Raw genomic sequence first — 25,016 nt, 5'->3', positions numbered from 1 at the left:
GCTTCAGGCACGCACAAGCTTTGAAGCCGTGTCGAGGCCGAATCCGCCGCGGAAGAAGATCATCGGACGCTCGTCGGTGACCGACTCCAACCCGAGGATTCGGCCGATCACCACGTCGTGATCGCCTGCGGTGTGCACGTCGTGGATCTCGGCATGTACCCGCATGAGCACACCTGGGAGCGACGGCGTCGCCCACTTGCTCAGATCCCAGTCGAGTCCCTCGTACTTGCGCCCGTTGCTCGATCCGAATCGGGAACACAGATCGGTTTGGTTCTCGTGCAGCACGTTGATGCTGAACCGGCCCGTGTTCCGGATACGGGGCCAAGACCGCCCGCGGTGGTCGGCGCAGAACAGGATCAGGGGAGGATCAAGCGACACCGAGGCGAAGGACTGGCAGGCGAAACCGATAGGTCCCTCGTCGTCCATACCGGCGACCACGGTGACTCCGCTTGCGAACTGACCCAGTGCCTTTCGCATGTCGGTCTGCGACATCGTTTCGATCGACATCCGAACACCTCCGGTTCTGTTGTGTGGCCGATGATGAGGTGAGGCTATTGCGGCCGGCCTCGGCAGCCGTACGAGGTCTCGCTCAGCGGAAGCGCCAGAGTCCAGCCGGCCTTGGCGTGCTGGGGATCTCGCTCAACGAGACCTGGGCTGTGGATGAGGCGCCGGGCTGGCAACGTTCGGGCCATGACGACAGACGTGAGCTACGAGCGCAGTCTGCGGGAGTTGAACACCGATCTCGGGATGCTCCGGTTCCATGAGGCAGGCGAGGGCCCACCACTGCTGCTGCTTCACGGCTCCGGGCCCGGGGTGACCGGGTGGAGGAACTATCGGGGAGTGCTTCCCGAACTGGCCGAGCATTTCCGTTGTTTGGTACTGGAGTTCCCCGGATTCGGGGTCAGCGATCCTGGCGACGGCCACCCGATGTCGATGGCGCAGTCCGCCGTCGGGCTCTTTCTCGATGGTCTCGAGATCGATACCGCGCACATGATCGGGAACTCGATGGGCGGGATTGTCGCCACCAAGGTCGCGATCGATGAACCCAGCAGGGTCGACAAGTTGGTCACCATTGGCGGAATGGGCAAGGCCACCTTCTCGCCGGGGCCCAGCGAGGGAATCAAGCTTCTGATGGAGTTCACCGACAACCCCACCCGCGAAGGATTGGTCCGCTGGCTCTGGTCGATGGTCTATGACCCGGCTGTGATCACCCCTGAACTGATCGACGAGCGCTGGGAGCTGGCGACCGAGCCGACAACCCTCGAGATCGCTCGACGGATGTACAGCAGTAAGGCCTTTGCCGCCTCCATGGTCGCGTCGGCGCGCTCAGACGCGCCGCCGTATTGGTCGCAGCTCGGCAAGGTCAAAGCCCCGACGCTGCTGACCTGGGGGCGAGACGACAGGGTGAGCCCGGTCGACATGGCAATGCTGCCGATGCGAGACATCCCGAACAGCGAACTCCACGTTTTCCCCAAGTGCGGGCACTGGACGATGATCGAGGCCCGAGATGCCTGGGTCTCTGCGGTGCTTGCCTTTCTCACCCGCAAGGACAGGACGTAGACATGGCCGACAACAATCGCTTCGACACCCGACAGTTCGAGACAGTCGTCGACTTCCTGGTCGTGGGAAGCGGCGGCGGTGGCATGGCGGCCGGAATCACCGCCGCGCACAGCGGACTCGACACACTCATCATCGACAAGGGCGCCACCTACGGTGGATCCACCGCCATTTCCGGCGGCGGCATCTGGATTCCCAACGCGCCCACACTCCTGGCGAAAGGCGTGGTGGACAAACGGAGTTCCATCCGTCGCTACCTCGACGTCATCACCGAAGGCAAGGTGCCCGCGGATCGCCTCGACGCTTTTGTCGACAACGGGCCCGCGCTCATGGAACTGCTCGACAAGAGCCCGCACATGAAGCTCTACTGGGTCAAGGGGTACTCGGACTATCACCCCGAGTTCGAAGGGGGTAGCGCGCTGGGTCGCACCATCGAGTGCAAGCCCTTCGACACCCGCGCGCTGAAGGAAGACGAGAAGTTCCAGCGCCCGAACAGCATGAAAGGCCCACTGGGACTCTGGGTCACATCGAAGGACTACCACGACCTCGCCATGGTCAAGAGAACGTGGAAGGGTCGCAGGGCCTCGCTGGTCGCAGCGTGGCGAGTGTCCTCCAACGTGATCCGACGCCGGCACATGGCGACCGGCGGCCGTGCCCTGGTCGCACGGATGCGCATGGTCCTCAAGGACGCAGGCGTCCCCTTATGGCTGAAGACGTCGATGACCGAACTGATCACCGACGACCGCGGAACAGTCATCGGTGTGGTGGCCGAGCGTGATGGCACAACCATTCGTATCGGTGCGCGCCGCGGCGTGTTGTTGGCGACAGGCGGTTTCGACCACAACAAAGAGATGAGGGCACAGTATCTGCCCCGACACGGTGTGGCCGACGTCAGTTCGGGTGCCCGAGAGAACGTCGGCGACGGGATCGTTGCGGGACAGCGTCTCGGGGCGGCAGTAGACCTGATGGACGACGCGTGGTGGATGCCATCGGTCCTTCATCCCATGGGTGCGGTCATCCCGTTGGTTTCTGAGCGGTGTATCCCACCGTCGGTGATCGTGAACAGCGCCGGAAAGCGTTTCACCAACGAGTCGGCTCCCTACGTGAACTTCGTGCACGAGCAGCTGGAGGGCGGGCACGTCCCGGCATGGTTCATCATGGACACCAAGGCCAAGAATCGGTACCCGTTCGCGCAGGTACTTCCGAATGTTCCCTTCCCTCAAGGGTTCTACGACTCCGGTGTGGTGCACAAGGCCGACACGCTGCGTGAGCTGGCCGAAGAGATCGGTGTCCCAGCCGACACGCTGGTCGAGACCATCAACCGTTTCAACGGCTTCGCGCGTTCAGGTGTGGACGAGGACTTCGGTCGCGGCGAGAGCGCATACGACCGTTACTACGGAGATCCGACGATGAAGAACCCCAACCTCGACGAGATCGTCAAGGGGCCCTTCTATGCAATCCGTTGTGAGGCAGGAGACCTGGGCACCAAGGGCGGTTTGGTGTGCGACGCAAAGAGTCGAGTGCTGCGCGAGGACGGAACGGTCATCGACGGCCTGTACGCCACCGGCAACACGTCGGCGTCGGTGATGGGCAACGAATATGCGGGCGCAGGAGCGACGATCGGACCATCGATGGTGTTCGGCTACATCGCGGCCCGGCATGTGTCGGCGACCGAACGGGGCGCAACGCTCGATTCGGCCACAGCCTGATGCTGATCGATGACGAACGCTTGTCGGCCGCCGACCTCCTGTGGTACGCCGAAGCACACCGCTCGCCGATCGATCCCCTCAGTACGACGTTCGAGCAGATCGATGTGGTCGACGCGTACGAGATCGCGCTGATCAACATCCGAAGGCGGCTGGCTGCCGGGGAGAGTGTGTACGGCCACAAGGTCGGCCTGTCTTCCGAGGTGATGCAGGCGATGATGGGTGTCGACGAGCCCGACTACGGACATCTCCTGTCGTCGATGGTGTATTCCGAGGACGCCCCGATCGACTCCGCGCGATTCTGTTACCCCCGTATCGAAGTCGAGATCGGCTACGTGCTGGGCGAAACCCTTCCTGGGGAGGGCTGCACCGAAGAGGACGTGCTCGCTGCCACTGAGTACATCGTTCCGAGTATCGAGCTGATCGATTCACGGATCAGGAATTGGAAGATCGGTCTGGTCGACACCATCGCCGACAATGCTTCGTCCGCGGGGGTCATCCTCGGTGCGGGGAGGGTCCGGCCATCGGACATCGACATCGGAGGTATTTCAGCGGTGCTCTTCGAGGACGGCGTGGAGATCGCTCGCGGCGAGGCGAGCGCGGTTCTCGGGAATCCGACGAAGGCCGTTGCGTGGCTGGCACGCACGGTCGCGGCCTTCGGGGTACGCCTCGAGGCCGGCCACGTCATCCTGCCCGGCTCGTGTACCCGGGCGATCGACGTGCATGCAGGCTCAACCTTCCGGGCTGACTTCAGCGGCATCGGCTCCGTGACAGCGCAATTCAAGTGAGGAAGAACCCATGACCAAGGCGAAGGCCGCCATCGTCGGATCCGGCAACATCGGCACCGATCTGATGTACAAGTTGCTGCGCTCGGACATCATCGAGCCGCGGTGGATGATTGGGGTCGATCCCCAGAGTGAAGGACTTCGGCGCGCCGCCGACGCCGGCATGGTGACCAGTTCGGAGGGCGTCGATTGGCTTCTCTCACAGGATGAGAAACCCGACCTCGTCTTCGAGGCGACCTCGGCCTATGTTCACCGTGCGAACGCACCCCGGTACGCCGAACTAGGTATCACCGCCGTCGATCTGACACCCGCGGCGCTCGGTCCGGCGGTGATCCCGTCGGTGAACATGGGCGAGCACCTCGACGCGCCCAACGTCAACCTCATCACCTGCGGTGGCCAGGCCACGATCCCCATGGTGCACGCGGTGTCTCGTGTTGCCGAGGTCGCCTACGCCGAGATCGTCGCGAGTGTCGCGTCACCGTCTGCGGGGCCGGGAACGCGAGGAAACATCGACGAGTTCACCATCACCACCAGTCGCGGAATCGAGACCATAGGTGGGGCAAAGCGGGGCAAGGCGATCATCATCCTGAACCCCGCAGAGCCGCCGATGTTCATGCGGGACACCGTATTCTGCTCGATTCCGGCCGACGCCGACCGCGATGCCATCGCAGCGTCCATCTACGAGATGGCGGGCTCGGTGCAGCAATACGTACCCGGTTACCGCCTGCGGGCCGAGCCACAGTTCGACGAACCCAGCACGACGAGCGGTGGCTTGGCGCGGGTCGAGATCTTCCTCGAGGTGGAAGGCGCCGGCGACTATCTGCCGCCCTACTCGGGCAACCTCGACATCATGACAGCCGCCGCGACGAAAGTCGGCGAGAGTTTCGCTTCGAACCTGCTCGCCGGCGCCGTCTGAACCGCCCGAACTGATCTTCCTAAGGAACACTCATGCCCTACAGTCCTGATCTCGACATCCGGATCACCGACTCGTCGTTGCGCGACGGGTCCCACGCAAAGCGCCACCAATTCACCGTCGACCACGTCAAGGCGGTCGTGGCCGCCCTCGATGGTGCGGGTGTTCCGGTGATCGAGGTGACCCATGGTGATGGTCTGGGTGGGTCATCGTTCAACTACGGGTTCTCGAAGACTCCTGAGCAGCAGTTAATCCGGGCGGCGGTCGAGACGGCGACGTCGGCGAAGATCGCGTTCTTGATGTTGCCTGGTCTGGGGATCAAGGACGACATCCGGGCGGCGCAGGACAACGGTGCGCAGATCTGTCGTATCGCGACCCATTGCACCGAGGCCGATGTGTCGATTCAGCATTTCGGGTTGGCGCGTGAGTTGGGGCTCGAGACCGTGGGGTTCTTGATGATGTCGCACAGTCAGCCTCCCGAGGTGCTCGCGAAACAGGCGCGGATCATGGCCGATGCGGGTTGCCAGTGTGTGTACGTGGTGGATTCAGCCGGCGCACTGGTGCTCGACGACGTCAGCGATCGAGTGTCTGCACTGGTATCAGAGCTGGGGGACGACGCTCAGGTCGGTTTCCACGGCCACGAGAACCTCGGACTGGGCGTTGCGAACTCCGTCCTCGCGGTGAAGGCTGGTGCGCTGCAGATCGACGGTTCCACCCGCCGGTTCGGGGCCGGGGCGGGCAACACCCCGGTGGAGGCATTCGCCGCGGTGACCGAGAAGCTCGGCATCCGAACGGGTATCGACACCCTCAAGATGTTCGACGCCGCCGAGGACGTCGTACGGCCGATCATGGACGGCGAGTGCCTCCTGGACCGTATGTCGCTGACGATGGGATACGCAGGCGTCTACTCGAGTTTCCTCAAGCACGCCGACAAACAGGGCGAACGCTATGGGGTCTCCGGCGCGGAGATCCTCATCGAGGCAGGTCGCCGCAAGCTCGTCGGGGGACAAGAAGACCAGCTGATCGAGATCGCGATCGGTCTCGCGGAAACAACCTCTGCCTAGGCGTTCGCCGGGTACCTATAGAAAGCCGAGAACATCATGGGCCAGGTTCTGGACAACATTCAGCAATTCGCCGAGGAAATCCGCGCCGAGGGCGTGGAAGGTGACAAGCTCATGCGGCTGTCGGACACCTCGGCAAAACGATTGCGGGACTCCGGGGTCATCCGCATGCTGCAGCCGAAGGAATATGGCGGATTCGAGGCACATCCTCGCGAGTTCGCCGAGACCGCAATGGGTATCGGAGCCATCGACGGCGCGGCCGGCTGGGTGAGCGGCATCGTCGGTGTGCACCCGTGGGAACTCGCCTTCTTCGATCGCAAAGCGCAGGAGGAGATCTGGGGTGATGACCCCGACATGTGGATGGCATCCCCTTATGCCCCCATGGGTGTGGCGAAGCCTGTAGAGGGCGGCTACATCCTCAACGGGCGCTGGTCGTTCTCCTCAGGTACCGACCATTGCGGGTGGATCATGATCGGTGCCGCCGTGGGAGACAAAGACGGCAATCGGCTCATGCCACCGCAGAACCTGCACGTGTTGCTACCGCGCTCGGACTACGACATCGACCCGGACAGCTGGAATGTCGTGGGGCTGCGCGGTACCGGCAGCAAAGACCTCATCGTCAAAGACGCCTTCATCCCCACGTATCGAACTCTCGCGGCAGGCAAGGTGTTCGACGGAACCGCAGCCAAGGAGTTCGGCCGCACCCAGACCCTCTACAACTTCCCGTTCTCGTGCATCTTTCCGCTCGGAATCACGTCGTCGCTGATCGGCATCGCCGAAGGCGCTCTCGCTTGTCACATCAACACCCAGCGCGATCGGGTCACGGTGTCGGGGACGGCGATCAAAGAAGACCCATATGTCCTGTTCGCGATCGGTGAGGCAGCAGCGGAGATCGCTGCATCACGGGCAGCCGTCCTCGAAACGGTCGACCGATTCTGGGACATGACGGAAAAGGGTCAGGAGGTCTCGTTCGAGCTGCGTGCCATCGGTAGGCGAACTCAAACCGCTGCTGCGTGGCGTGTGGTGCGGGCGGTCGACGAGGTCTTTGCACGGTCGGGCGGCGGTGCGCTACAGCTGAAGACCCCGATGCAGCGTTTCTGGCGCGACGCTCACGCGGGCTTGGCGCACGCAATCCACGTGCCGGGGTCGATCTTCCATGCTTCGGCGCTCACCCAGATGGGCGGCGAGCCGCAAGGCCCGCATCGCTCGATGATCTAGATCTGACACGAAAGGTTCACCCATGACCGACATACGAGCACTTGGATATCTGCGAGTCCAGACCCGCGACGTCGACCGGTGGCGCGAACTGACTGTCGACGGATTGGGCATGTCGACGGGTTCGGGTCCAGAAGCCGACGGTCTCTATCTGCGGCTCGACGAGCGTCGTTCCCGCATCGTCGTCTTGCCCGGCGAGTCGGACAAGGCGCTGGCCATCGGCTGGGAGGTGCGTGACCAGTTCGCCCTCGAGCGTGTTCGCCAGGCGATCGAGAAGGCGGGCATCACAGTCGACGTGTTGTCCGAGGAAGAGTCGCTGTATCGCGATGCCGAACAGGTCATCGCGTTCGACGACCCGTCCGGTACCAGGACGGAGATCTTCTTCGGTCCGGTGCTCGACCACAGTCCGGTGGTCACGCCACACGGCGGCCGATTTGTCACCGGCACAGAGGGACTCGGCCACGCCGTGCTCCCGACGTCGGCATTCGACGAGACGTACGCCTTCTACACCGAGGTGCTCGGCTTCCTGCCGCGAGGCGCCATCCGCCTCGGCGGTCCCGACGCGCCCGCACCGGCCCGGAGAGTGCGGTTCCTCGGCGTCAACCAGCGTCACCACAGCCTCGCGCTGTGTCCGGCGCCGGCGAGTCAGGACCCCGGCATGGTGCACCTGATGGTGGAGGTCGACACACTCGACGCCGTGGGGCAGGCCCTTGATCGTGTGAACAAGTTGGGGTTCAGCCTCTCCTCGACACTGGGCCGCCACACGAACGACAAGATGGTGTCGTTCTATGTGCGCGCACCCGGCGGCTGGGACCTCGAGTTCGGCACCGAGGGCATGCTGGTCGACGAAAGCCATTACACCGCTGAGGAAATCACCGCTGACAGCTACTGGGGCCACGATTGGTCGGGCTCCGAACCCCTTGCCGCCTTTGCGCCACCGGTCGACATCTGACCACCTGCCCGCGTCCGACCAAGACAAAGCCTCCCGCTTCGTTCATTTCCTCCAGTTGCAACCGGAGGATGTGACCGAAACGGGAGGCTTTGTCAGTTGTTATTCAGCGGCGTCCGAGCAAGTTGCGCATGCTCTCGGCCGCGCCCTTGACGAGTTTGTCCCGGGGGAAGCCGTTTCGTTTCTGGGCGGCCTCGTAGTTGCCGCCGGCAACCCATACCGGGCCGTCGGTGAGATGCTCAATTCCCTCGCGGGCAACATCTTCCGGCTCGGCAACGTTCATGCCGGGCACATCGAAATTCAACCCGGCCCGGATCATCGCCGGGGTGCGTGTCACCCCGAGCACCAACTCGACCACGTGGACGTCGAACGGCTCGAGCTCCAACCACAGACTCTCGGCGAAGATACGGCCGAACGCCTTGGATGCGGCGTAGATGCTCTGGTCTTCTGAACCCATGTAGCCGGCGAGGGATCCGAGCAACATGATGCCGCCACGCCCACGTTCTTTCATCTTGGCCCCGAAGTGGTGGGACAGGGCGAGTTGAGACGTGATGTTCAGGTCGATGACACCCTGGAATCCGGCGAGGTCGCCGGTGACGAAATCGTGCCCGTAGCTGTTGGCCCCGGCGTTGAAGATCAGCAGGCCCACCTCGATGTCGTCGGTGGCCCGCCGGATCTGCTCAAACGCGTCCGGTGAGAGAAGGTCGAGTGCCAACGTCCGGACCTCGACCCCATTGTTTCGCGCCCTCTCTGCGGTCTCATCGAGAGGCCCGGGTTTTCGGGCTATCAGCACCAGATTGAGGCCGGCAGTGCTCAGAAGATCGGCGAACGATGCGCCGACGCCTTCGGATCCGCCGGCGATCACCGCCCACGGACCGTAGTGTTTCCTGTCGATCAAGGACGTACTCCTTCGGGATGATGCGGACGAAAGTGTGGAACGGACTGTCAATGTGATTGCGCCAGAGGCCGAACCGGCGTGTCATCGGCCACCGGGATGGAACCGGAGCGGGCGGCGTTCTCGATCACGTCGGTCAGCGTCTGGCATCGCTCCAACGGCGCCCCCACGCGGCGGGCAGCACCACCGGCGAGTTCTCGGCATGCCGCGCGGGCATCGTCGTTCCACTGCACCGAGGTGTGTTCCCAGCTGTTCTTCTGGACGAGAACCGCTGCCCCACACTCAGTGCACTGCAATGGCTGCATCGGAACCGATGGCCTTCCGGGCGACGTTGGCTTCCACTTCCTTCTTCCACGACTCCACCGGACGGGTGGTGTCGAGTTCGAACTCGAAGCGTTCGGTCATCTCCGGTGTCACGTCCGCGACGTCGACATAGAACTGCTCGTACCAGCGCCGTAGTTGGTAGACGGGACCGTCCTCCTCGCACAGCAGCGGGTTCTCGATGCGCGTCTTGTTCTTCCAGATCTCGATGTCCTGCTCGAAGCCCTTGGCGATGAACACACCGAAGTTCTTGGCCATCTCGTCTGCGGCGGCTCCTTCGAGCCGCTTGGATTTCTTGACGATCATGCCGTACTGCAGCACGAACTGGTTGGCACTCACCGGGTAATGGCAGTTGATCAGGATGGACTCGACGTCATGGTCCTCGTACTGGTACACGAGGTCGTCGATCATGAAGGAGGGGCCGAAGTACGTGGCATCCGAACGACTCCCGAGCATCTTCGGTTGTCCAGAGGCGTGAGGACGCATGTCCTCACGGGCCTCGCCACGCATGAACTGGCTGGCCACATGCCCTTCGAACACGTTCTTGAAGTAGGTGGGAAACGAGTAGTGGACGTAGAAGAAGTGGGCCATGTCGACGATGTTGTCGACCACCTCGCGGCAGTTGGTGTCGACGGTGACCTGGTACCAGACCCAATCCGACCACTCATCGCTGAGCGCTCCCTCGATTCGGGGAATGGTCACATCTGCCGGCGGTGGCTTGCCTTCGGGATCGTTCCAGACGAACAGCATGCCGTCCTGGTCGAGCACCTTCCAGCTGCGCGTCTTCGCGACCGGGGGCACACGGCGCGCGTACGGGATCTTCTTGCACCGACCGCCCGCGCCCCATCGCCAGTCGTGGAACGGGCACGCCACCTCGTCGCCCTTGATGGTGCCCTGACTCAGGTCACCACCCATGTGCCGGCAGTACCCGTCGAGGACGGCCAATTTCCCTGAGCTGTCGGCGAATACCACGAGTTTGGTGCCAAATGCCTGGACGGAATGGGGCCGACCATCCTTGAAGGATTCGGAGAGGCCGAGGCAGTGCCAGCCGCGGGCGAATCGTGTGGGTGGGGCCCCCGTGTCGATCTCACGGATCTCACCTGTTTCGGACTGCGAGGTGGTCACGATGCGTCCGTCCTTTCCTTGAGGAGTTGCGGCAGAACAGTTGTGACCCGAACGCTAGGTGACCACGGCCACATTCACGGCGGAGGTCTCACTAACCGAGACCTGGTCAATGCGGCGCCCGGGCCCGTCGGCCTACCATCGCGAAACCACTGCGCTGCATCGATGGGGTTCGAAAATGACAAAGGAGACGCTGCACTCGGTCCGAGACCTGCTGCCCGGCATCGCCGACCAAGCGCGGGTGGTCGACGAGACACGTCGGGTGTCCGACGACGTGATCGAGGATCTGCAGAACACCGGCGTGCTGAGGATGTTGCAGCCCAAGCGGTATGGGGGATCGGAGATCGATCCGGTCGAGTTCTACGAAGTGGTGCGCGCCATTTCGGGGGCCTGTGGTTCCACGGGCTGGATCGTGTCGGTACTGGGTGTGCACCCGTGGCACCTGGCCCTGTTCGACCAGCGCGCACAGGAGGACGTCTGGGGCCACAACCGGCTCGAACTCGTGTCGTCGGCCTACGCGCCGATGGGCCAATTGCTGCCGGTGGAGGGTGGATACGAGCTCTCGGGTACCTGGAAGTTCTCGTCGGGATGTGACCATGCATCGTGGGCGCTGCTCGGTGCCCTGCAGTTCGGGGCAGAGGGCCGGCCGGTCGACTTCATGACCGTGCTCGTGCCACGCGCCGACTACACCGTCCAGGACGTCTGGGACGTGGTGGGAATGCGGGGCACCGCGAGCAACGAGATCACCGTGACCAAAGCCTTTGTGCCCGAATACCGGACGATCCGCAACTACGAGACGGCCCAACTGCGGGGCCCTGGCCAGAAGATCAACTCAGGTCCGCTGTACCGGCTGCCGTTTGCCACGATCTTCACCTCCGCCATCGCGGCGCCGATCGTGGGTGTGGTCGCGGGGTCTCACGAATCCTACGTGAACGTGATGCGTGAGCGGGTGCGGCTCAGTCTCGGCGGCGGACGATTCGCCGAAGACCACGTCGCCCAGGTGTCGGTGGCCCGCGCTGCATCCGAGATCGACGCCGCGACACTGCAGATGGATCGCAACGTCCGCGACATGTGGGACCTCGCACGCGCCGGGGGAGGATGTGCCTATGTGGATGCGACTGCGGGCCCGCCGCGATCAGGTGCGAGCCACCGAGCGCGCGCTCGAGGCGATCGACCTGCTGTTCAAGACCGCGGGAGGCAATTCGCTGACCCGCGGCAACCCCATCGAGCGAGCATGGCGGGACGCCCATGCCGGCAGCGTCCACGTCGCCAACGAGCCAGAACGTGCACTGGCCCTATACGGCCGCGGCGCATTTGGGCTGCCCGTCGAGGACAATCTCGTCTGAAGCCGGCGTGGGATCGGTTATCGGATCATGTGCTGGACGGCCCGATAGGCGAACGCCATCGCGGTCCCGAGAGGTACTCCGGGTCCCGGATAGAACCGGCCGCTGAGTGAAGCACTCGTGTTACCGGCCGCGTAGAGGCCGTCGATGGCAGTGCCATCCTGACGTAGCGCGCGGCCGTCGACATCGGTTCGCACACCTCCCTTGGTGCCGAGGTCGCTGAGGATGATCCGGGCCGCATAGAAGGGTCCGGTGGAGATCGGCCGCAAGGCCGCGTTGGGTGCTTCTGCAGCCTTGCTCGGTCGGCAGAAGAACGTGTCGTAGGGGTCTTCGCCGCGTCGGAACTGCTCGTCGACCCCGGCCTTGGCGTAGCCGTTGAACTGCTCGACCGTGCGGCGCAGCGTGCCGGAGGGAACGCCGATCTTGTCTGCGAGCGCCTCGATCGTGTCCGCCTGGACCCAGGTGCCGGCGTCGAGATGTTCTGCGGCCGATGCCTGGGGGATCGAGATGGCCGGCAGCACCGGGCCACCTTCGGCGGAGTCGAAGACGAAATACGAGGGGATGGCGGAGTCGGCGCCCCGGGCGATCATGGCCCGACCGAATTGGTCGTAGGGGAGTGACTCGTTGAGGTACCGTTCGCCCGATCCGTCGACCAAGATGCCGCCGCGGACGCAGACCATGAAAGCGCCGGAGCCGTCCGGCATCTCGACGCCCGGGCACCACCACGCCTCGTCGAGAAGGGCGGTGTCGGCGCCCGCATCCACTGCCGCCCGGATGAGGTCACCCGTGTTGGCACCGTTGGGGCCCATCGTCCATGCGGCGCGGCCGGGTGTGCCGTTGGCCGCTCGCAATTCCGCATTGCTCTCGATGCCGCCGGCAGCGAGGAGGACGCCGCGGTCGGCGCGGATGGAGAAGGTCTCGCCGGTCGCGGTGACGGCCTCGACCCCGACGACCCGTCCATCGTCGACGATGAGTCGGCGGGCCGCGGTGCCGGTACGGAGATCGGCGTGGCCGGTCCCTCGCAACGCCAGGAGCAAACGGCCGATGAGTGCACGTCCACCGATCAGGGTTTCGTCGGGATGTGATCGGCCGGCCCGATCGACATCGGGTTCGGGCCGGATCAATTCACGTAGGTCGCCGATCTCGGCGCTGGGCAGATCGAGGGGATTGATCGCCCGGCCGGCGTCCATCCTGCCCGGGGCGCGGTAGTAGTCGGGGAAAGCCCGCCATTCGAACTCGATGTTCGGGTCGCTCTCGAGGAAGTCGACGAGGGTCGGAGCGGTGGCCAGGTAGGCCTCCTGGCGATCGACGTCGTTGTCTCCGACCACGGCGCGCAGATAGGTGCGCGCCTTCTCTGGGGTGTCGCCGATCCGGGCCCGTTCCTGCACGGCCGTTGCCGGCAGCCACACAGCGCGCCCGAATAGGCAGATGTGCCACCGAACAGGCTGGTCTTCTCCAGGACGACCGTGTCGAGGCCCTGTGCCGCCGCCGTGTATGCGCCGGTCAGGGCGCCGCCGCCGGAACCGACGACCAGTACGTCGCATCGGATGGTCCAGTCCTGCATCGTCATTGCCTCCATCGGGTCTGTCGTTCGTTTTCACGCAATCCCAATACGCGGGGCATTGCTCCGCAGGTCCCACTCACCGGGAAAAGTGCGCAATTTCCTACGGTGATGAGAGAGTCAGTCACCACATGATGTTGGTGTCGCACGACGGGAGATGGACGTTGCCGAGAATTGGCGAGGCGAGGGACGCGGCGGAACCCAGTTCCGACGATCAGCGGGCCCGTCATGTGCGGATGCTGGAGGCCGCGGCCGAACTCGCGACCGAGAAAGAGCTGGCGCGGGTTCAGATGCACGAGGTGGCCAAGCGTGCGGGTGTCGCGATCGGCACGCTCTACCGGTACTTTCCGTCCAAGACACATCTGTTCGTCGCCGTCATGGTGGAGCAGATCGATCAGATCAGGGACAACCTCGACAGGCGACCACCCGCGGGTCAGGGTCCGGATGCGATCTACGAGGTACTGGTCCGAGCGACCCGTGCGCTGCTTCGCCGCCCCGCGCTCTCCACTGCGATGATCCAGTCGAACAGCACGGCCAACGCCGCCACCGTGCCGGACGCGGGGAAGGTGGACCGCGTGTTCCACCAGATCCTGCTCGAGGCCGCGGGCATCGAGAATCCGTCCGAGGACGATTCCACCGCGGTCCGGTTGATGATGCAGCTCTGGCTGGGCGTCATCCAGTCGTGCCTCAACGGCCGCATCTCCATCCCGGATGCCGAGTCGGACATTCGTACCGCGTGCGACCTCCTGCTGACGCGGTTGTCCACGAACTTGTACTGAAATACATTCTTGCTCGCCGCGCGCCGCGGTAGGGGGCTCTCCAGGAATGCAGGCGATTGTGCGCATTGCTGAATCGTCGGAACTAGAATACATTCTAGAAATCTGACGCCGCTCGTTCGGCTCAGGCCAGTCGAAGGAGCCAGAATGAGCAACGTTGTCATCGTGGAAGCAGCCCGCACGCCGATCGGCCGACGCCGGGGAGCGTTGTCGGGGGTGCACCCGGCCGTCTTGCTGGGCGCAGCTCAGCAGGCGGTACTCGACCGGACCGGCCTGCCCGCCGGCGACATCGGCCAGTTGGTCGGCGGCTGCGTCACCCAGGCCGGGGAACAGTCCAACAACGTCACCCGTCAGGCGTGGCTGCACGCCGGCCTGCCGTACACCACGGCCGCGACCACGATCGATTGCGCGTGCAGCTCCTCGCAGCAGGCCGTCCACATCGTCGCCGGACTGATCGCCTCCGGCCAGATCGACGCGGGGATCGCCTGTGGCGTCGAGGTGATGAGTCGGGTCTTCCTCGGGCAGGCCAACACTCCCGAAACGGGCAACCCGTACCCCGATGACTGGGCAATCGACATGCGGGATCAGTTCACCTCGGCCGAGCGCATCGCCGAACGACGTGGCATCAAACGCGGGGATGTCGACGCACTCGGCCTCCTCTCGCAACAGCGCGCAGCCGCCGCCTGGGCCGAGGGCCGATTCGAGCGGGAGATCGTGCCGGTCGAGGCGCCCGTCGTCGACAAGCAAGGCACCCCGAGCGGCGAGATCGCCACGGTCACCCACGATGGTGGCCTGCGCGAGACCACCGCCGAAGGGCTTGCGGCACTCAAGCCGGTCATCGAGAACGGCATGCACACCGCGGGCAACTCGTCTCAGGTCAGCGACGGCGCCGCAGCCGTGATGCTGGTGAGCGAGGACAAGGCGGCCCGGTCGGGTCTGCGGCCACGGGCCCGGATCGTCGCGTCCACCATGGTCGGCGCCGATCCGTACTACCACCTTGATGGACCGGTCGACTCCACCCGGGCCGTACTCGAGAAGTCGGGAATGTCGTTGGGCGACATCGACATCGTCGAGATCAACGAGGCCTTCGCCTCGGTGGTGCTCTCGTGGGCGCAGGTGCACGAAGTCGACATGGCCAAGGTCAACGTGAACGGCGGAGCCATCGCGCTGGGCCATCCGGTCGGATCCACCGGATCGCGGTTGATCACCACCGCGCTGCATGAACTCGAACGCAGCAACAAGTCCACCGCGCTGATCACGATGTGCGCCGGCGGAGCGCTCTCGACCGCCACCATCATCGAACGCATCTGACAACTCGCCGGATGCCCGGCGGACACCGCGCACGACAGGAATTTGAACCAATATGGGAATTGAACTCAGCGACGACCACCGCGACCTGCGCGATTCGGTGCGGGGGTGGGCGGAACGCCACGCCACGCCCGCGGTGATACGCGATGCCGTCGAAGCCAAATCCGAAGATCGGCCCGTCTTTTGGAACTCGCTGGCGGAACTCGGCATGCTGGGACTGCACCTGCCGGAAGAATTCGGCGGAGCGGGAGCCGGATTCGTGGAACTGGCCATTGTCACCGAAGAGCTCGGTCGATCGATGGTGCCCGGGCCGTTCTTGCCGACCGTCATCGTGTCGGCGGTTCTCCACGAGGCCGGACGTACCGCCGATCTGGCATCTCTTGCCGACGGTTCCATGATGGCTAGCGTTGCGCTGCAACCAGGCTCACTGCGGCTGATCCGCGACGGCGACACCGTGACACTGGCCGGAAGATCTGGTCACGTTCTCGGTGGTCAGGTTGCAGACCTGTTCTTGGTGGCCGCCGACGACAACGGCGACCGTGCGTTTGTGGTGGTTCGCCGCGACCAAGTATCGGTGACAGAACTGCCCAGTCACGATCTCGTGCGACGAAATGCGCAGATCGAGGCCGAGAACGTGGAACTCGACCCCGAAGACGTCCTCGATCTCGATCCGCAGCGGGTACTCGACCTCGCGTCGACACTGTTCTCTGCAGAAGCCGCAGGTCTGGCCGGCTGGGCCACCAACACCGCGGCTGAATATGCCCGGGTACGACAGCAATTCGGCCGGACCATCGGTCAGTTCCAGGGTGTCAAGCACAAGGCCGCGCGGATGCTCGCCTCCACCGAGCAGGCCCGGGTGACCGCGTGGGACGCCGCCCGCGCGATGGAGCCGCCGACAAACCGATCCGAGGCGTCGTTGGCCTCCGCTGTCGCAGGGGCCGTGGCCCCGGAGGCGGCCTTCACCGTCACCAAGGACTGCATCCAGATCCTCGGCGGCATCGGGTACACCTGGGAACACGACGCTCACCTGTACATGCGACGCGCCCAATCCCTCCGGATCCTGCTCGGATCCACCGCCATCTGGCGACGACGGGTGGCGAGCCTGACGATCGATGGGGTCCGTCGGGTACTCGGCATCGACTTGCCTGCGGAGGCCGAGGCTATCCGTGCCGACATCCGGTCAGAGCTGGCCGACGCCACGTCGCTGGACACGAGTGAGCGAGCAAGCTACCTGGCCGACAGAGGTTATACCGCACCGCATTTCGCCGAGCCATGGGGTAAGGGGGCCGACGCGGTGACGCAGTTGGTCATCGCCGAGGAATTGCGCGCGGCGGCTCTGGAGCCGCACGACATGATCATCGGCAACTGGGTGGTCCCGACGCTGATCGCCCATGGAGACGACCAGCAACTGCAGCGCTTCGTGCCGCCGTCTCTACGGGGCGACATCGTCTGGTGTCAGCTGTTCTCCGAACCAGGGGCCGGATCGGACCTTGCCGGGCTGAGCACCAAGGCCACCAAGGTCGACGGCGGCTGGAGACTGCAGGGACAAAAGGTGTGGACGTCCGGTGCGCGCGACGCCCACTGGGGCATCTGCCTGGCCCGCACGGACGGCGACGCCGCGAAACACAAAGGTTTGTCGTACTTCCTGGTCGACATCCAGAACAGTCCTGGCCTCGACATCAGGCCACTGCGCGAGATCACCGGCGAGTCACTGTTCAACGAAGTGTTCCTCGACGACGTGTTCGTCCCCGACGACTGCCTCGTCGGCGAGCCCGGCGAAGGCTGGAAGCTCGCGCGCACCACACTGGCGAACGAACGGGTCTCACTGTCGAACGACTCGTCGTTGGGATCGGGTGGGGAAACGCTGCTGAACCTGGCCGCGTCGTTGCCCGGTGGTCTCGACGACGAGCAGCTGACCGTTCTCGGAAAAGTGCTGTGCGACGCACAGTCTGGCGGCTTGATGGCGCTCCGGACCACACTGCGCTCGCTCGCCGGAGGACAACCCGGAGCCGAGTCGTCCATCGCCAAGCTGCTGGGCGTCGAGCACATCCAGCAGATCTGGGAGGTGGCGATGGAGTGGACCGGGCCTGATGCGCTACTCGGAGAACAGGACCGGTGGTCGCCCACGCAGCAGTTCCTGAACTCGCAGTGTCTGTCCATCGCCGGTGGTACCACCAACGTCCAGCTGAACATCATCGGTGAGCGGATCCTCCGCCTACCTCGCGACCCCGCGCCCGGCCAGTGAGGCAACCCGTTCGCACCACAAAGGAGCCCTGACCGTGGCTATCGATCGACTCGCAGCACTGGCCGCTGAGCCCTCCGTTCGAGAGGTGTCCTGGACCGAGCGGGACGTGTTGCTGTATCACCTCGGGATCGGTGCGGGCGCCGATCCCGTCGATCCGGCGGAATTGCGCTGGGTGTACGAGAAGAACATCAGCGTGCTCCCTACGTTCGCCATGGTTGCGGGACAGGGTGTTTCGGCGGGGGACATCGCACCGCCCGGGATGAACCTGCCGGGAATCGACATCGATCTCCGCAAGATCCTGCACGGCGGTCAGTCGCTCACGATGCACGGCCCCATCCCCGCTTCGGGGTCAGGGGTACTGTCCTCCCGCGTCGCGGATGTTTGGGACAAGGGCAAGGCGGCGGTCATCGTCTTGGAGCAGGCGGCCGCGACGTGGACGGGAACCCGTTGTGGACCAGCGGGATGCAGATCTGGGCCAGGGGTGAGGGAGGATTCGGAGGCCCCGCGGCCCCCGAGACGTCCGCAGTCGCCCCGGACCGTGCGCCGGACAAGGTCCTCAGGTCGCAGACCACCGCCCGACAAGCCCTCGTCTACCGTCTCAGCGGCGACATGAACCCGCTGCACGCGGATCCGGATTTCGCCGCGCACGCCGGTTTCGATCGGCCCATCCTGCACGGCCTGGCATCCTACGGTGTGGTCTGTAAGGCCGTCGTCGATGACATCCTCGGCGGTGATGCCGATGCCGTAGAGACTTTTTCGGCGCGCTTCGCCGGTTCGATCTATCCCGGTGAGGCCATCGAGACATCGGTGTGGCGCGAGGACAACCGGCTCATCCTGCACGCTGCCTGCCCGGACCGTGATGGTCAGGCGGTATTGACACACGCCCACATGGAGATCCGATGACCCTTCACCCCACCGTCGGTAATGCGCCTGACGGAACCGTGCTCACCTCGGCGCCTCAGGACCGGCCCGTCGACCGCGCCACGGCTGCGGCGCGTCGGGTCGTGGACGCCCTGTTGCGCACGGACCGGACGAATGCCAATCTGCAACGGGTCGCCGAGGAGCTGGACAACATCGCCGAGCACCTCGAGGAACACTCGCCGGAGATCGCCGAGCGGCTGATCGACATGTGGCACGGCGAGGGCGTCACCCGTCACGACCCGGTCACCGGACCAGAGAATGCGATTGCGCCGCCGCTGACACTGGCCGGCCGCAAGGACGGTTCAGTAGAAGGTGAAGTGACACTGACTTTTCCATACCAGGGACCACCCGGACACCTTCATGGCGGCGTGGCAGCAATGCTTCTCGACCACACCCTCGGTGTGGCGAATGCCTGGGCGGGCCGTAGCGGTGCCACAGCACAACTCAACGTCCGCTACCACCGTCCTACGCCTCTGTTCGAACCGCTGAGCGTGAGCGGCCGGATGGTCGCCGAAGAGGGGATCAAGATCAATACCGTCGGCGACATTCGCACTGCCGACGGCACCGTATGTGTCTCGGTCGAGGCACTGTTCATCGACAAGACGGTGCCGCGCCCTCGATAGGTGCGGGCCGATGAAGGGGTGTGTCATGGCCACACTGAACGGAAGGGTGGCGTGGTCACCGGCGCCGGTATGGGGATCGGCAAGGGTGTCGCCGGGGCGCTCGCACGCGAGGGTGCATCGGTGATGGTTGCCGAGATCGACCGCACGGCAGGTGAAGCCACCGCGGCGTGGTTGCGGGACGAGTGGGGTGCGGAGGCGGAATTCGTGTCCACCGACGTCACAGACAAGGCGCAGGTCGTCGGAATGGTCGACGCCGCTGTGCGCCGTTTCGGCAGGCTCGACGTCCTGGTCAACAACGCTTGGCGAGGGTCGGGTTACGCGCGGCTGGAGAACATGACCGACGACCAGATGCGTGGCGGTTTCGACATGGCCGTGATGGCGGCATTCTGGGCGATGAAGGCTGCGCTGCCCGAATTGCAGCGGCACGGTGCCGGGCGGGTCATCAATCTGTGCTCCCTCAACGGAGTGAACGCGCACATGTACTCGGTGCAGTACAACGCAGCCAAAGAGGCACTGCGCACCCTGACCCGCACCGCCGCCCGCGAGTGGGCGCCAAAACAGGTGTGCTGCAACGTCATCTGCCCCGGTGCCCAGAGTGAGGCATATCGGCGCATGGCTGATGGGAATCCGCAGATGGCTTCGGCGATGGCTTCAGCCAATCCGATGGGCCGAATCGGTGACCCGCTCGAGGACATCGGACCCGTTGCGGTGTTCCTGGCCGGCGACGCCAGCCGGTACCTGACCGGAAACACACTGTTCGTCGACGGCGGTGCGCACATCAACGGTGTGCAGTGGGCGCCGGCAGTCGACTAGGCGCTGCCCTCTGAGAGAGCCTGGTTGCACACAAGTCGGGGTCGTCCGGCCGGATGTGACGTTGCGGGGCATCTTGTGTGCATCTGGACCCGCGAGGTCCGGCGCCGGCGGTTGACCACCGGCGCCGGAGAACTCACAACGCGATCTGCCTACGCATCATCTTCCCGGTTGCGTTGCGCGGCAACGGCTGGTCGGTGATCCGCCACTGCGTCGGGACCTTGTAGTACGAGAGTCGTTCGGCTGCGAAGGCGCGTAATCCGTCCTCGGTGGTGGTGGATCCAGGGCGGGTCACCACCACTGCGGCCACCTCCTGGCCGAGGTCCGGATGCGGTACGCCAACCACGGCGCATTCGGCCACGTCCGGATGTTCGTCGAGACACTGCTCGATCTCTGTCGGGTAGACATTCTCGCCGCCGCGCAGGATCAGGTCCGACCGGCGGCCGGTGAGCCGCAGCCTGCCGTTGTCGATCAAGCCGAAATCGCCTGTGCGAAGCCAGCGCCCTGGGGCGATGGCGGCTGCTGTGGCCTGCTCGTCTTCCCAGTAGCCGAGCATCACGAACGGGCTGCGCACGCAGACCTCTCCCTCGGTCCCGTCGGGCACCGGGTCTCCTGACGCATCGCGGATCTCCATGCTGACGGTGATGATCGGCCTTCCGAGTGTCCCGGGGAAGGCTTCGATGTCGGCTGGGGTCGCGACGGCGATGGCAGTGCTGCACTCGGTGAGGCCGTAGCTGTCGACCAGCGCGCCGCGAGCGAAGGGGAACTTCTCCTGCAAGCGTTCTTTGAACGCCACCGATGACGGCGCCGAAGCCAATGCAAACGACGCCAGGGACGAGAGGTCGTACTTCTCTACGTTGTCGTGCTCGAGGAGCCGGGTGGCCATGGTGGGCACGGCACCCCAATTGGTGACCCGTTCACGTTCGATGAGCCCGAGCACGGTGTCGGCGTCGAAGGCACCCTGATTCATCACGACCGTGCCGCCGGTCGCCAGGCGCGGGACCACGAGATTGTGCAGACTCGCGATATGGAACAGCGGCGAGGTCAGCAGGTGGCGTGCAGAGCTGGGCGCAGACGGGTCAGGAGTCTGTCCGCGTAGCTCGGCCGTGAACGCTTCGGCGAACCGTTGGTAGTCCACGACCGCCAGGAGGTTGCGCTGTGAGTGCAGAGCGCCCTTCGGGCGTCCACTGGTACCGCTGGTGTAGAGGATCACCGATGGGTCGTCTTCGTCGATGTCGACGGTCGGGAGGTCGGCGCCGCTGAACTCCGCGATCAGCGCGGGGAGGTCGTCTTCCATGGTCAGGACGGTGACGGTGTCCGGCAGTTCCGGCAGGGCGGCAGCCCTTTTGGCGTCGACCACCAGTACCTTCGGTCTGCTGTGCTCGACTCCATAGATGACCTCGCGAGGCACCCACCAGCCGTTGAGGCCAACGGTGATGGCCCCGAGCGACTGTGTGGCCCAGAAGGTCATGACCCACTCCGGGGTGTTCGCCGCCAGGATTGCGACGCGGTCGCCCTTGCCCACCCCGTACCTCTCGGCGAACCCAGCTGCCAGGGCGGCAACTGCAGCCAGATGGTCGGCGTAGGAGATCCGTCGGTCGGTGGTGACGAGGTAATCCTTTGTCCCCCATGTCGCCGACAACGGGAGCAGTTCGGCCACGGCGCGCCTGCGGTGTTTCATCACCGACATGCTGGCACCGAGGACCTCCTCGTCGACCAGCTCGAACGGCCCTCCCGGGCCGACCAGGCGGGCCATCACCTGATCAAGATGCTGCTGGAGATCGGTGGACGCAGTCATGCGGAGGCCTTTCGGTAGTACTGCTGTGCTCGCCACGCTCGGGCTGCTCATCGGGACTGGGATTCTGGTCACAAAATGTCATGGCGCCACGTATTCATGGTGACCGTTACCACTCACCGAGACTTGCCTGTTCGGTATCGGTGGGCGGCGATACGGTTCGGCCCAGTCTCGCAGCTGGAGGAATATCATCATGACCACAGAACTCGGGTTTCCCCCGGTGCACGCCGATCCGCTTGCACCGGCAAAATTGGGGCCGATCTCCCTACGTAACCGGGTCATCAAGGCCGCCACCTTTGAGGGTCTGACCCCCAAAGGGCTTGTCACCGACGAATTGATCGAATTCCATCGCCGTCCGGCCGCAGGTGGCGTCGGGATGACAACCGTTGCTTACTGCGCGGTGTCGTACGAGGGCCGGACCTCGCCCGCCCAGATCTACTGGCGCGATGAGGCCATGCCAGGTCTGCGCAAGCTCACCGATGCCATCCACGACGAAGGTTCGGCGGTGTCTGCTCAGATCGGTCACGCCGGCCCGGTGGCAGGCTCGAAATACCTTGGTACACCTGCTCTAGGGCCTTCCCGCGCCTTCCGGATGACCACACAGAACTTCTCGAAACCGGCCTCCACGGCGGACATCACACGGATCGTTGAGGCACACGCGGATGCCGCACGCCGCGCCATCGAGACCGGTTTCGACGCCGTCGAGCTCCATTTCGGTCACAACTACCTGGTCAGCTCATTCCTGAGTCCACGGGTGAACAAGCGCAAAGACGACTATGGCGGGTCCCTGAAGAACCGGGCGCGTTTCGCCCGTGAGGTCGCTCGTGCGGTGCGCGACGCCGTCGGCGACAGGATCGCGATCCTGGCCAAACTGAACATGGACGACGGTGTGCCCGGTGGATTCTGGGTCGACGAAGCCATCCAGGTTGCGCAGTGGCTCGAGCAAGACGGATCCCTGGACGCGCTCGAACTCACCGCGGGCAGTTCACTGCTCAACCCGATGTATCTGTTCAAGGGTGACGCGCCTCTGCGCGACTTCGCCGCCGTGATGCCACAGCCGACCAAATTGGGAATCCAGCTGGTGGGCAAACACTTCCTGAAGGAGTACCCGTACAAGGACGCCTATCTCCTCGACGACGCCCGGCACATCCGCGAAGCCGTGAAGATGCCCCTGGTCCTGCTCGGTGGGATCACCGGCCGCGAAACCATGGACCTCGCGATGAGGGAGGGCTTCCAGTTCGTGGCCGTCGCCAGGGCGCTGCTCCGTGAGCCCGACCTCGTGAACCGGATTTCCGCTGACACCCACTCGCCGGGCCTGTGTAATCACAACAACAAATGCATGACGGCGATCTACGGCGGCACACACTGTGTGCTGCGTCCACGATGAGGACTGATGTCTTGAACCCGACCACCACCGACGCCGGCTCGGCGGCATCCTCAGCGACAACCCACCACCCTGACGTCGCCCGGATGCTGATGGAGCGGGTAGGCGACCAGCACCTCGGGCTGCGTACCCGCGCCCGGGACTGGACCTGGGATGAGGTGGTGCGGGAGAGCGCGGCACGCGGCGCGCTGGCGCAGTCGCTGCGACGGCCCGGTCCCTTCCACATCGGGGTCCTGCTGGAGAACACTCCCGAGTTCGTGTTCTGGCTGGGTGCAGCGGCGTTGACCGGGGCCACCATCGTCGGCATCAACCCGACCCGCCGAGGCCGAGAACTCGAGGCCGAGGTCCGCTACGTCGACTGCCAGCTCATCGTCACAGACCACAAAGGACGGGAGAAGCTCGCGGGCCTCGACCTGGGCCTCACCGACGGCAGATTTGTCATGGTCGACGCCGATTCGTACATCAACACGGTGTCCGAGCACGCCACCGAACCCTCCGTGGCAGAGGATGTCGACGCCACCACGCTGTTTCTGCTGCTGTTCACCTCGGGCACCACCGGCATGTCAAAAGCCGTGCGGTGCAGCCAGGGTCGGATCACCCGGCTGGCCTACTCGAACTGCGCGAAGTACGACATCGACAGGGACGACGTCTGCTATTGCTGCATGCCGCTGTTCCACGGCAACGCGTTGATGGGTCTGTGGGCACCGGCCCTGTCTCAGGGTGCCACGGTGGCCCTGGTGCCGAAGTTCACGGCCTCGGGCTTCATGTCGGACGTTCGATATTACGGGGCAACGTATTTCACGTACGTGGGCAAGGCGCTCGGTTACCTGATGTCCACCGAGGAATCGCCCGATGACCATGTGAACACGCTGACCCACGGGTTCGGGACGGAGGCGTCCCCCGGTGACAAGGCCGAGTTCGTCCGCCGTTTCGGGGCGAAGCTGTACGAGGCATACGGCTCGAGCGAGGGCGCAGGCTCGGTGAAGCTCGATCCCGATGCGCCCGCCGGAGCGCTGGGTCGGCCGGCCAACGACAACGTTGTCATCGTCGACCCGGAGACACTGCAGGAGTGTCCACGCGCGGTGCTGGACGAGCACGGCCATGTCGTCAACCCCGATGTTGCCATCGGGGAGATGATCGACAAGGCAGGTGCCGCGCGATTCGAGGGCTACTACAAGAACGAATCGGCGGTCGCCGAGCGAATCCGCCACGGCTGGTACTGGACTGGCGACCTGGGATATGTCGACGAAGCCGGATTCCTTTACTTCGCCGGCCGCAAAGGGGACTGGATTCGGGTGGACGGGGAGAACACCTCTGCCCTGATGATCGAGCACATCCTGCGTCGCCACCCCAAGGTGATTGCCACCGGTGTGTTCGCAGTCCCGGACCCCCGATCCGGTGACCAGGTGATGGCAGCCGTCGAAGTGGCCGACCTGGCCGACTTCGACCCCGATGAGTTTGCCGAATACCTCGCGGCGCAAGCAGATCTCGGAACCAAGGCGGCACCCCGGTTCGTCCGGGTGTCGACCGACCTCCCGGTCACCGGGTCGAACAAGGTGCTCAAGCGTGCACTGCAGTCCGAGGGCTGGCGGTGTGAGGAGCCGGTGTTCCACTGGGTGGGTCGAGGAACGCCCCGGTACACGCTGATGACCGACGCCGATCGCCGAGCGCTCGAGCAGGACTTCCGCGGCCACGGTCGCGCTCGCTTCCTCTGACTCCACGCCCC

General features: G+C 64.7%; 18 protein-coding genes and 4 pseudogenes. 16 read left to right on the top strand and 6 right to left on the bottom strand.

Going from position 1 to position 25,016, the window contains the following annotated elements:
• Nucleotides 1-3 precede the first annotated feature (3 nt).
• Nucleotides 4-507 (bottom strand): flavin reductase family protein, encoded by a 504-nt coding sequence (locus tag W823_RS33135; protein ID WP_023954453.1) that lies wholly within the window; start codon nucleotides 505-507, stop codon nucleotides 4-6.
• Between the two features lie 183 nt (nucleotides 508-690).
• Here W823_RS33135 and W823_RS33130 point away from each other — a divergent pair, with 183 nt between their 5' ends.
• Genes W823_RS33130 through bphC form a run of 7 tightly spaced genes read left to right on the top strand, consistent with a single transcriptional unit; the run spans nucleotide 691 to nucleotide 8,189 of the window.
• Nucleotides 691-1,560 (top strand): alpha/beta fold hydrolase, encoded by an 870-nt coding sequence (locus tag W823_RS33130; RefSeq protein WP_023954452.1) that lies wholly within the window; start codon nucleotides 691-693, stop codon nucleotides 1,558-1,560.
• Nucleotides 1,561-1,562: 2 nt separating this feature from the next.
• On the top strand, nucleotides 1,563-3,266 hold the full coding sequence (locus tag W823_RS33125; RefSeq protein WP_023954451.1) for an FAD-binding protein: 1,704 nt from the start codon (nucleotides 1,563-1,565) through the stop codon (nucleotides 3,264-3,266).
• A complete protein-coding gene (locus tag W823_RS33120; RefSeq protein ID WP_023954450.1) occupies nucleotides 3,266-4,051 on the top strand; it encodes a 2-keto-4-pentenoate hydratase in 786 nt (261 codons plus the stop codon). The genes W823_RS33125 and W823_RS33120 overlap by 1 nt, the downstream gene beginning before the upstream one ends.
• A 10-nt stretch (nucleotides 4,052-4,061) precedes the next feature.
• Entirely contained in the window at nucleotides 4,062-4,964 is a 903-nt protein-coding gene (locus W823_RS33115) for an acetaldehyde dehydrogenase (acetylating) (RefSeq protein ID WP_023954449.1), read from the top strand.
• A gap of 32 nt (nucleotides 4,965-4,996) precedes the next feature.
• On the top strand, nucleotides 4,997-6,025 hold the full coding sequence (gene dmpG, locus W823_RS33110; RefSeq protein ID WP_023954448.1) for a 4-hydroxy-2-oxovalerate aldolase: 1,029 nt from the start codon (nucleotides 4,997-4,999) through the stop codon (nucleotides 6,023-6,025).
• A gap of 36 nt (nucleotides 6,026-6,061) precedes the next feature.
• Nucleotides 6,062-7,240, top strand: coding sequence for an acyl-CoA dehydrogenase family protein (locus W823_RS33105; RefSeq protein WP_023954447.1), 1,179 nt, complete (start codon nucleotides 6,062-6,064; stop codon nucleotides 7,238-7,240).
• 22 nt (nucleotides 7,241-7,262) lie between these two features.
• On the top strand, nucleotides 7,263-8,189 hold the full coding sequence (gene bphC / locus W823_RS33100) for a biphenyl-2,3-diol 1,2-dioxygenase (protein ID WP_023954446.1): 927 nt from the start codon (nucleotides 7,263-7,265) through the stop codon (nucleotides 8,187-8,189).
• A 103-nt stretch (nucleotides 8,190-8,292) separates the two neighbouring features.
• Here the strand turns inward: bphC and W823_RS33095 are convergent, their stop codons facing one another.
• The 3 genes from W823_RS33095 to W823_RS33085 are packed head-to-tail and all read right to left on the bottom strand — an operon-like array spanning nucleotide 8,293 to nucleotide 10,527.
• Nucleotides 8,293-9,084, bottom strand: a complete 792-nt coding sequence (locus W823_RS33095; protein WP_023954445.1) for an SDR family oxidoreductase — start codon at nucleotides 9,082-9,084, stop codon at nucleotides 8,293-8,295.
• A gap of 47 nt (nucleotides 9,085-9,131) precedes the next feature.
• Nucleotides 9,132-9,386, bottom strand: a complete 255-nt coding sequence (locus tag W823_RS33090) for a hypothetical protein (protein ID WP_023954444.1) — start codon at nucleotides 9,384-9,386, stop codon at nucleotides 9,132-9,134.
• Nucleotides 9,364-10,527 (bottom strand): Rieske 2Fe-2S domain-containing protein, encoded by a 1,164-nt coding sequence (locus W823_RS33085; protein ID WP_023954443.1) that lies wholly within the window; start codon nucleotides 10,525-10,527, stop codon nucleotides 9,364-9,366. Before W823_RS33085 ends, W823_RS33090 begins: the two co-directional genes overlap by 23 nt.
• A 175-nt stretch (nucleotides 10,528-10,702) precedes the next feature.
• Here W823_RS33085 and hsaA point away from each other — a divergent pair.
• Nucleotides 10,703-11,870, top strand: a pseudogene (hsaA, locus tag W823_RS33080) (3-hydroxy-9,10-secoandrosta-1,3,5(10)-triene-9,17-dione monooxygenase oxygenase subunit).
• 17 nt (nucleotides 11,871-11,887) lie between these two features.
• Here hsaA and W823_RS33075 read toward each other — a convergent pair.
• Nucleotides 11,888-13,431: pseudogene (locus W823_RS33075) on the bottom strand (FAD-dependent oxidoreductase).
• A gap of 161 nt (nucleotides 13,432-13,592) precedes the next feature.
• Here W823_RS33075 and W823_RS33070 point away from each other — a divergent pair.
• From W823_RS33070 to W823_RS33045, 6 genes and pseudogenes are all read left to right on the top strand, one after another.
• A complete protein-coding gene (locus W823_RS33070; RefSeq protein ID WP_030165775.1) occupies nucleotides 13,593-14,207 on the top strand; it encodes a TetR/AcrR family transcriptional regulator in 615 nt (204 codons plus the stop codon).
• Nucleotides 14,208-14,351: 144 nt separating this feature from the next.
• The gene (locus tag W823_RS33065; RefSeq protein WP_023954439.1) at nucleotides 14,352-15,515 is read left to right on the top strand and encodes a steroid 3-ketoacyl-CoA thiolase; all 1,164 of its coding nucleotides are present in this window, start codon (nucleotides 14,352-14,354) and stop codon (nucleotides 15,513-15,515) included.
• A 52-nt stretch (nucleotides 15,516-15,567) separates the two neighbouring features.
• Nucleotides 15,568-17,757 (top strand): acyl-CoA dehydrogenase, encoded by a 2,190-nt coding sequence (locus W823_RS33060; RefSeq protein ID WP_023954438.1) that lies wholly within the window; start codon nucleotides 15,568-15,570, stop codon nucleotides 17,755-17,757.
• Between the two features lie 34 nt (nucleotides 17,758-17,791).
• Nucleotides 17,792-18,660 (top strand): annotated as a pseudogene (locus W823_RS33055) (MaoC/PaaZ C-terminal domain-containing protein).
• Nucleotides 18,657-19,301, top strand: coding sequence for a PaaI family thioesterase (locus tag W823_RS33050; RefSeq protein ID WP_023954437.1), 645 nt, complete (start codon nucleotides 18,657-18,659; stop codon nucleotides 19,299-19,301). Before W823_RS33055 ends, W823_RS33050 begins: the two are co-directional and overlap by 4 nt.
• 25 nt (nucleotides 19,302-19,326) lie before the next feature.
• Nucleotides 19,327-20,114 (top strand): annotated as a pseudogene (locus tag W823_RS33045) (SDR family NAD(P)-dependent oxidoreductase).
• A 133-nt stretch (nucleotides 20,115-20,247) separates the two neighbouring features.
• On the opposite strand, the gene W823_RS33040 reads toward W823_RS33045, so the two are convergent.
• Nucleotides 20,248-21,909, bottom strand: a complete 1,662-nt coding sequence (locus tag W823_RS33040; protein WP_023954435.1) for a class I adenylate-forming enzyme family protein — start codon at nucleotides 21,907-21,909, stop codon at nucleotides 20,248-20,250.
• 190 nt (nucleotides 21,910-22,099) lie between these two features.
• Between W823_RS33040 and W823_RS33035 the strand changes: the two genes are divergently transcribed.
• Nucleotides 22,100-23,293 (top strand): NADH:flavin oxidoreductase, encoded by a 1,194-nt coding sequence (locus W823_RS33035; RefSeq protein WP_023954434.1) that lies wholly within the window; start codon nucleotides 22,100-22,102, stop codon nucleotides 23,291-23,293.
• An 83-nt stretch (nucleotides 23,294-23,376) separates the two neighbouring features.
• Entirely contained in the window at nucleotides 23,377-25,005 is a 1,629-nt protein-coding gene (locus W823_RS33030) for an AMP-binding protein (protein ID WP_031331182.1), read from the top strand.
• Nucleotides 25,006-25,016: the final 11 nt, after the last annotated feature.

It is taken from the genome of Williamsia sp. D3 (assembly GCF_000506245.1).
In the GTDB taxonomy this organism is placed as follows: Bacteria; Actinomycetota; Actinomycetes; order Mycobacteriales; family Mycobacteriaceae; genus Williamsia; species Williamsia muralis.
The sequence above is the reverse complement of the archived record's forward strand: the minus strand, read 5'-3'. Positions and strand labels throughout refer to the sequence as shown.

Excerpts from the sequence above, each read along its gene's own strand:
- W823_RS33040 (WP_023954435.1), bottom strand. The coding sequence starts at position 21,909 with ATGACTGCGTCCACCGATCTCCAGCAGCATCTTGATCAGGTGATGGCC.
- W823_RS33030 (WP_031331182.1), top strand. The coding sequence starts at position 23,377 with ATGCTGATGGAGCGGGTAGGCGACCAGCACCTCGGGCTGCGTACCCGC.
- W823_RS33120 (WP_023954450.1), top strand. The coding sequence starts at position 3,266 with ATGCTGATCGATGACGAACGCTTGTCGGCCGCCGACCTCCTGTGGTAC.
- W823_RS33060 (WP_023954438.1), top strand. The coding sequence starts at position 15,568 with ATGGGAATTGAACTCAGCGACGACCACCGCGACCTGCGCGATTCGGTG.
- W823_RS33130 (WP_023954452.1), top strand. The coding sequence starts at position 691 with ATGACGACAGACGTGAGCTACGAGCGCAGTCTGCGGGAGTTGAACACC.
- W823_RS33125 (WP_023954451.1), top strand. The coding sequence starts at position 1,563 with ATGGCCGACAACAATCGCTTCGACACCCGACAGTTCGAGACAGTCGTC.
- W823_RS33050 (WP_023954437.1), top strand. The coding sequence starts at position 18,657 with ATGACCCTTCACCCCACCGTCGGTAATGCGCCTGACGGAACCGTGCTC.
- W823_RS33065 (WP_023954439.1), top strand. The coding sequence starts at position 14,352 with ATGAGCAACGTTGTCATCGTGGAAGCAGCCCGCACGCCGATCGGCCGA.
- W823_RS33035 (WP_023954434.1), top strand. The coding sequence starts at position 22,100 with ATGACCACAGAACTCGGGTTTCCCCCGGTGCACGCCGATCCGCTTGCA.
- W823_RS33090 (WP_023954444.1), bottom strand. The coding sequence starts at position 9,386 with ATGCAGCCATTGCAGTGCACTGAGTGTGGGGCAGCGGTTCTCGTCCAG.
- W823_RS33115 (WP_023954449.1), top strand. The coding sequence starts at position 4,062 with ATGACCAAGGCGAAGGCCGCCATCGTCGGATCCGGCAACATCGGCACC.
- dmpG (WP_023954448.1), top strand. The coding sequence starts at position 4,997 with ATGCCCTACAGTCCTGATCTCGACATCCGGATCACCGACTCGTCGTTG.
- bphC (WP_023954446.1), top strand. The coding sequence starts at position 7,263 with ATGACCGACATACGAGCACTTGGATATCTGCGAGTCCAGACCCGCGAC.
- W823_RS33105 (WP_023954447.1), top strand. The coding sequence starts at position 6,062 with ATGGGCCAGGTTCTGGACAACATTCAGCAATTCGCCGAGGAAATCCGC.
- W823_RS33135 (WP_023954453.1), bottom strand. The coding sequence starts at position 507 with ATGTCGATCGAAACGATGTCGCAGACCGACATGCGAAAGGCACTGGGT.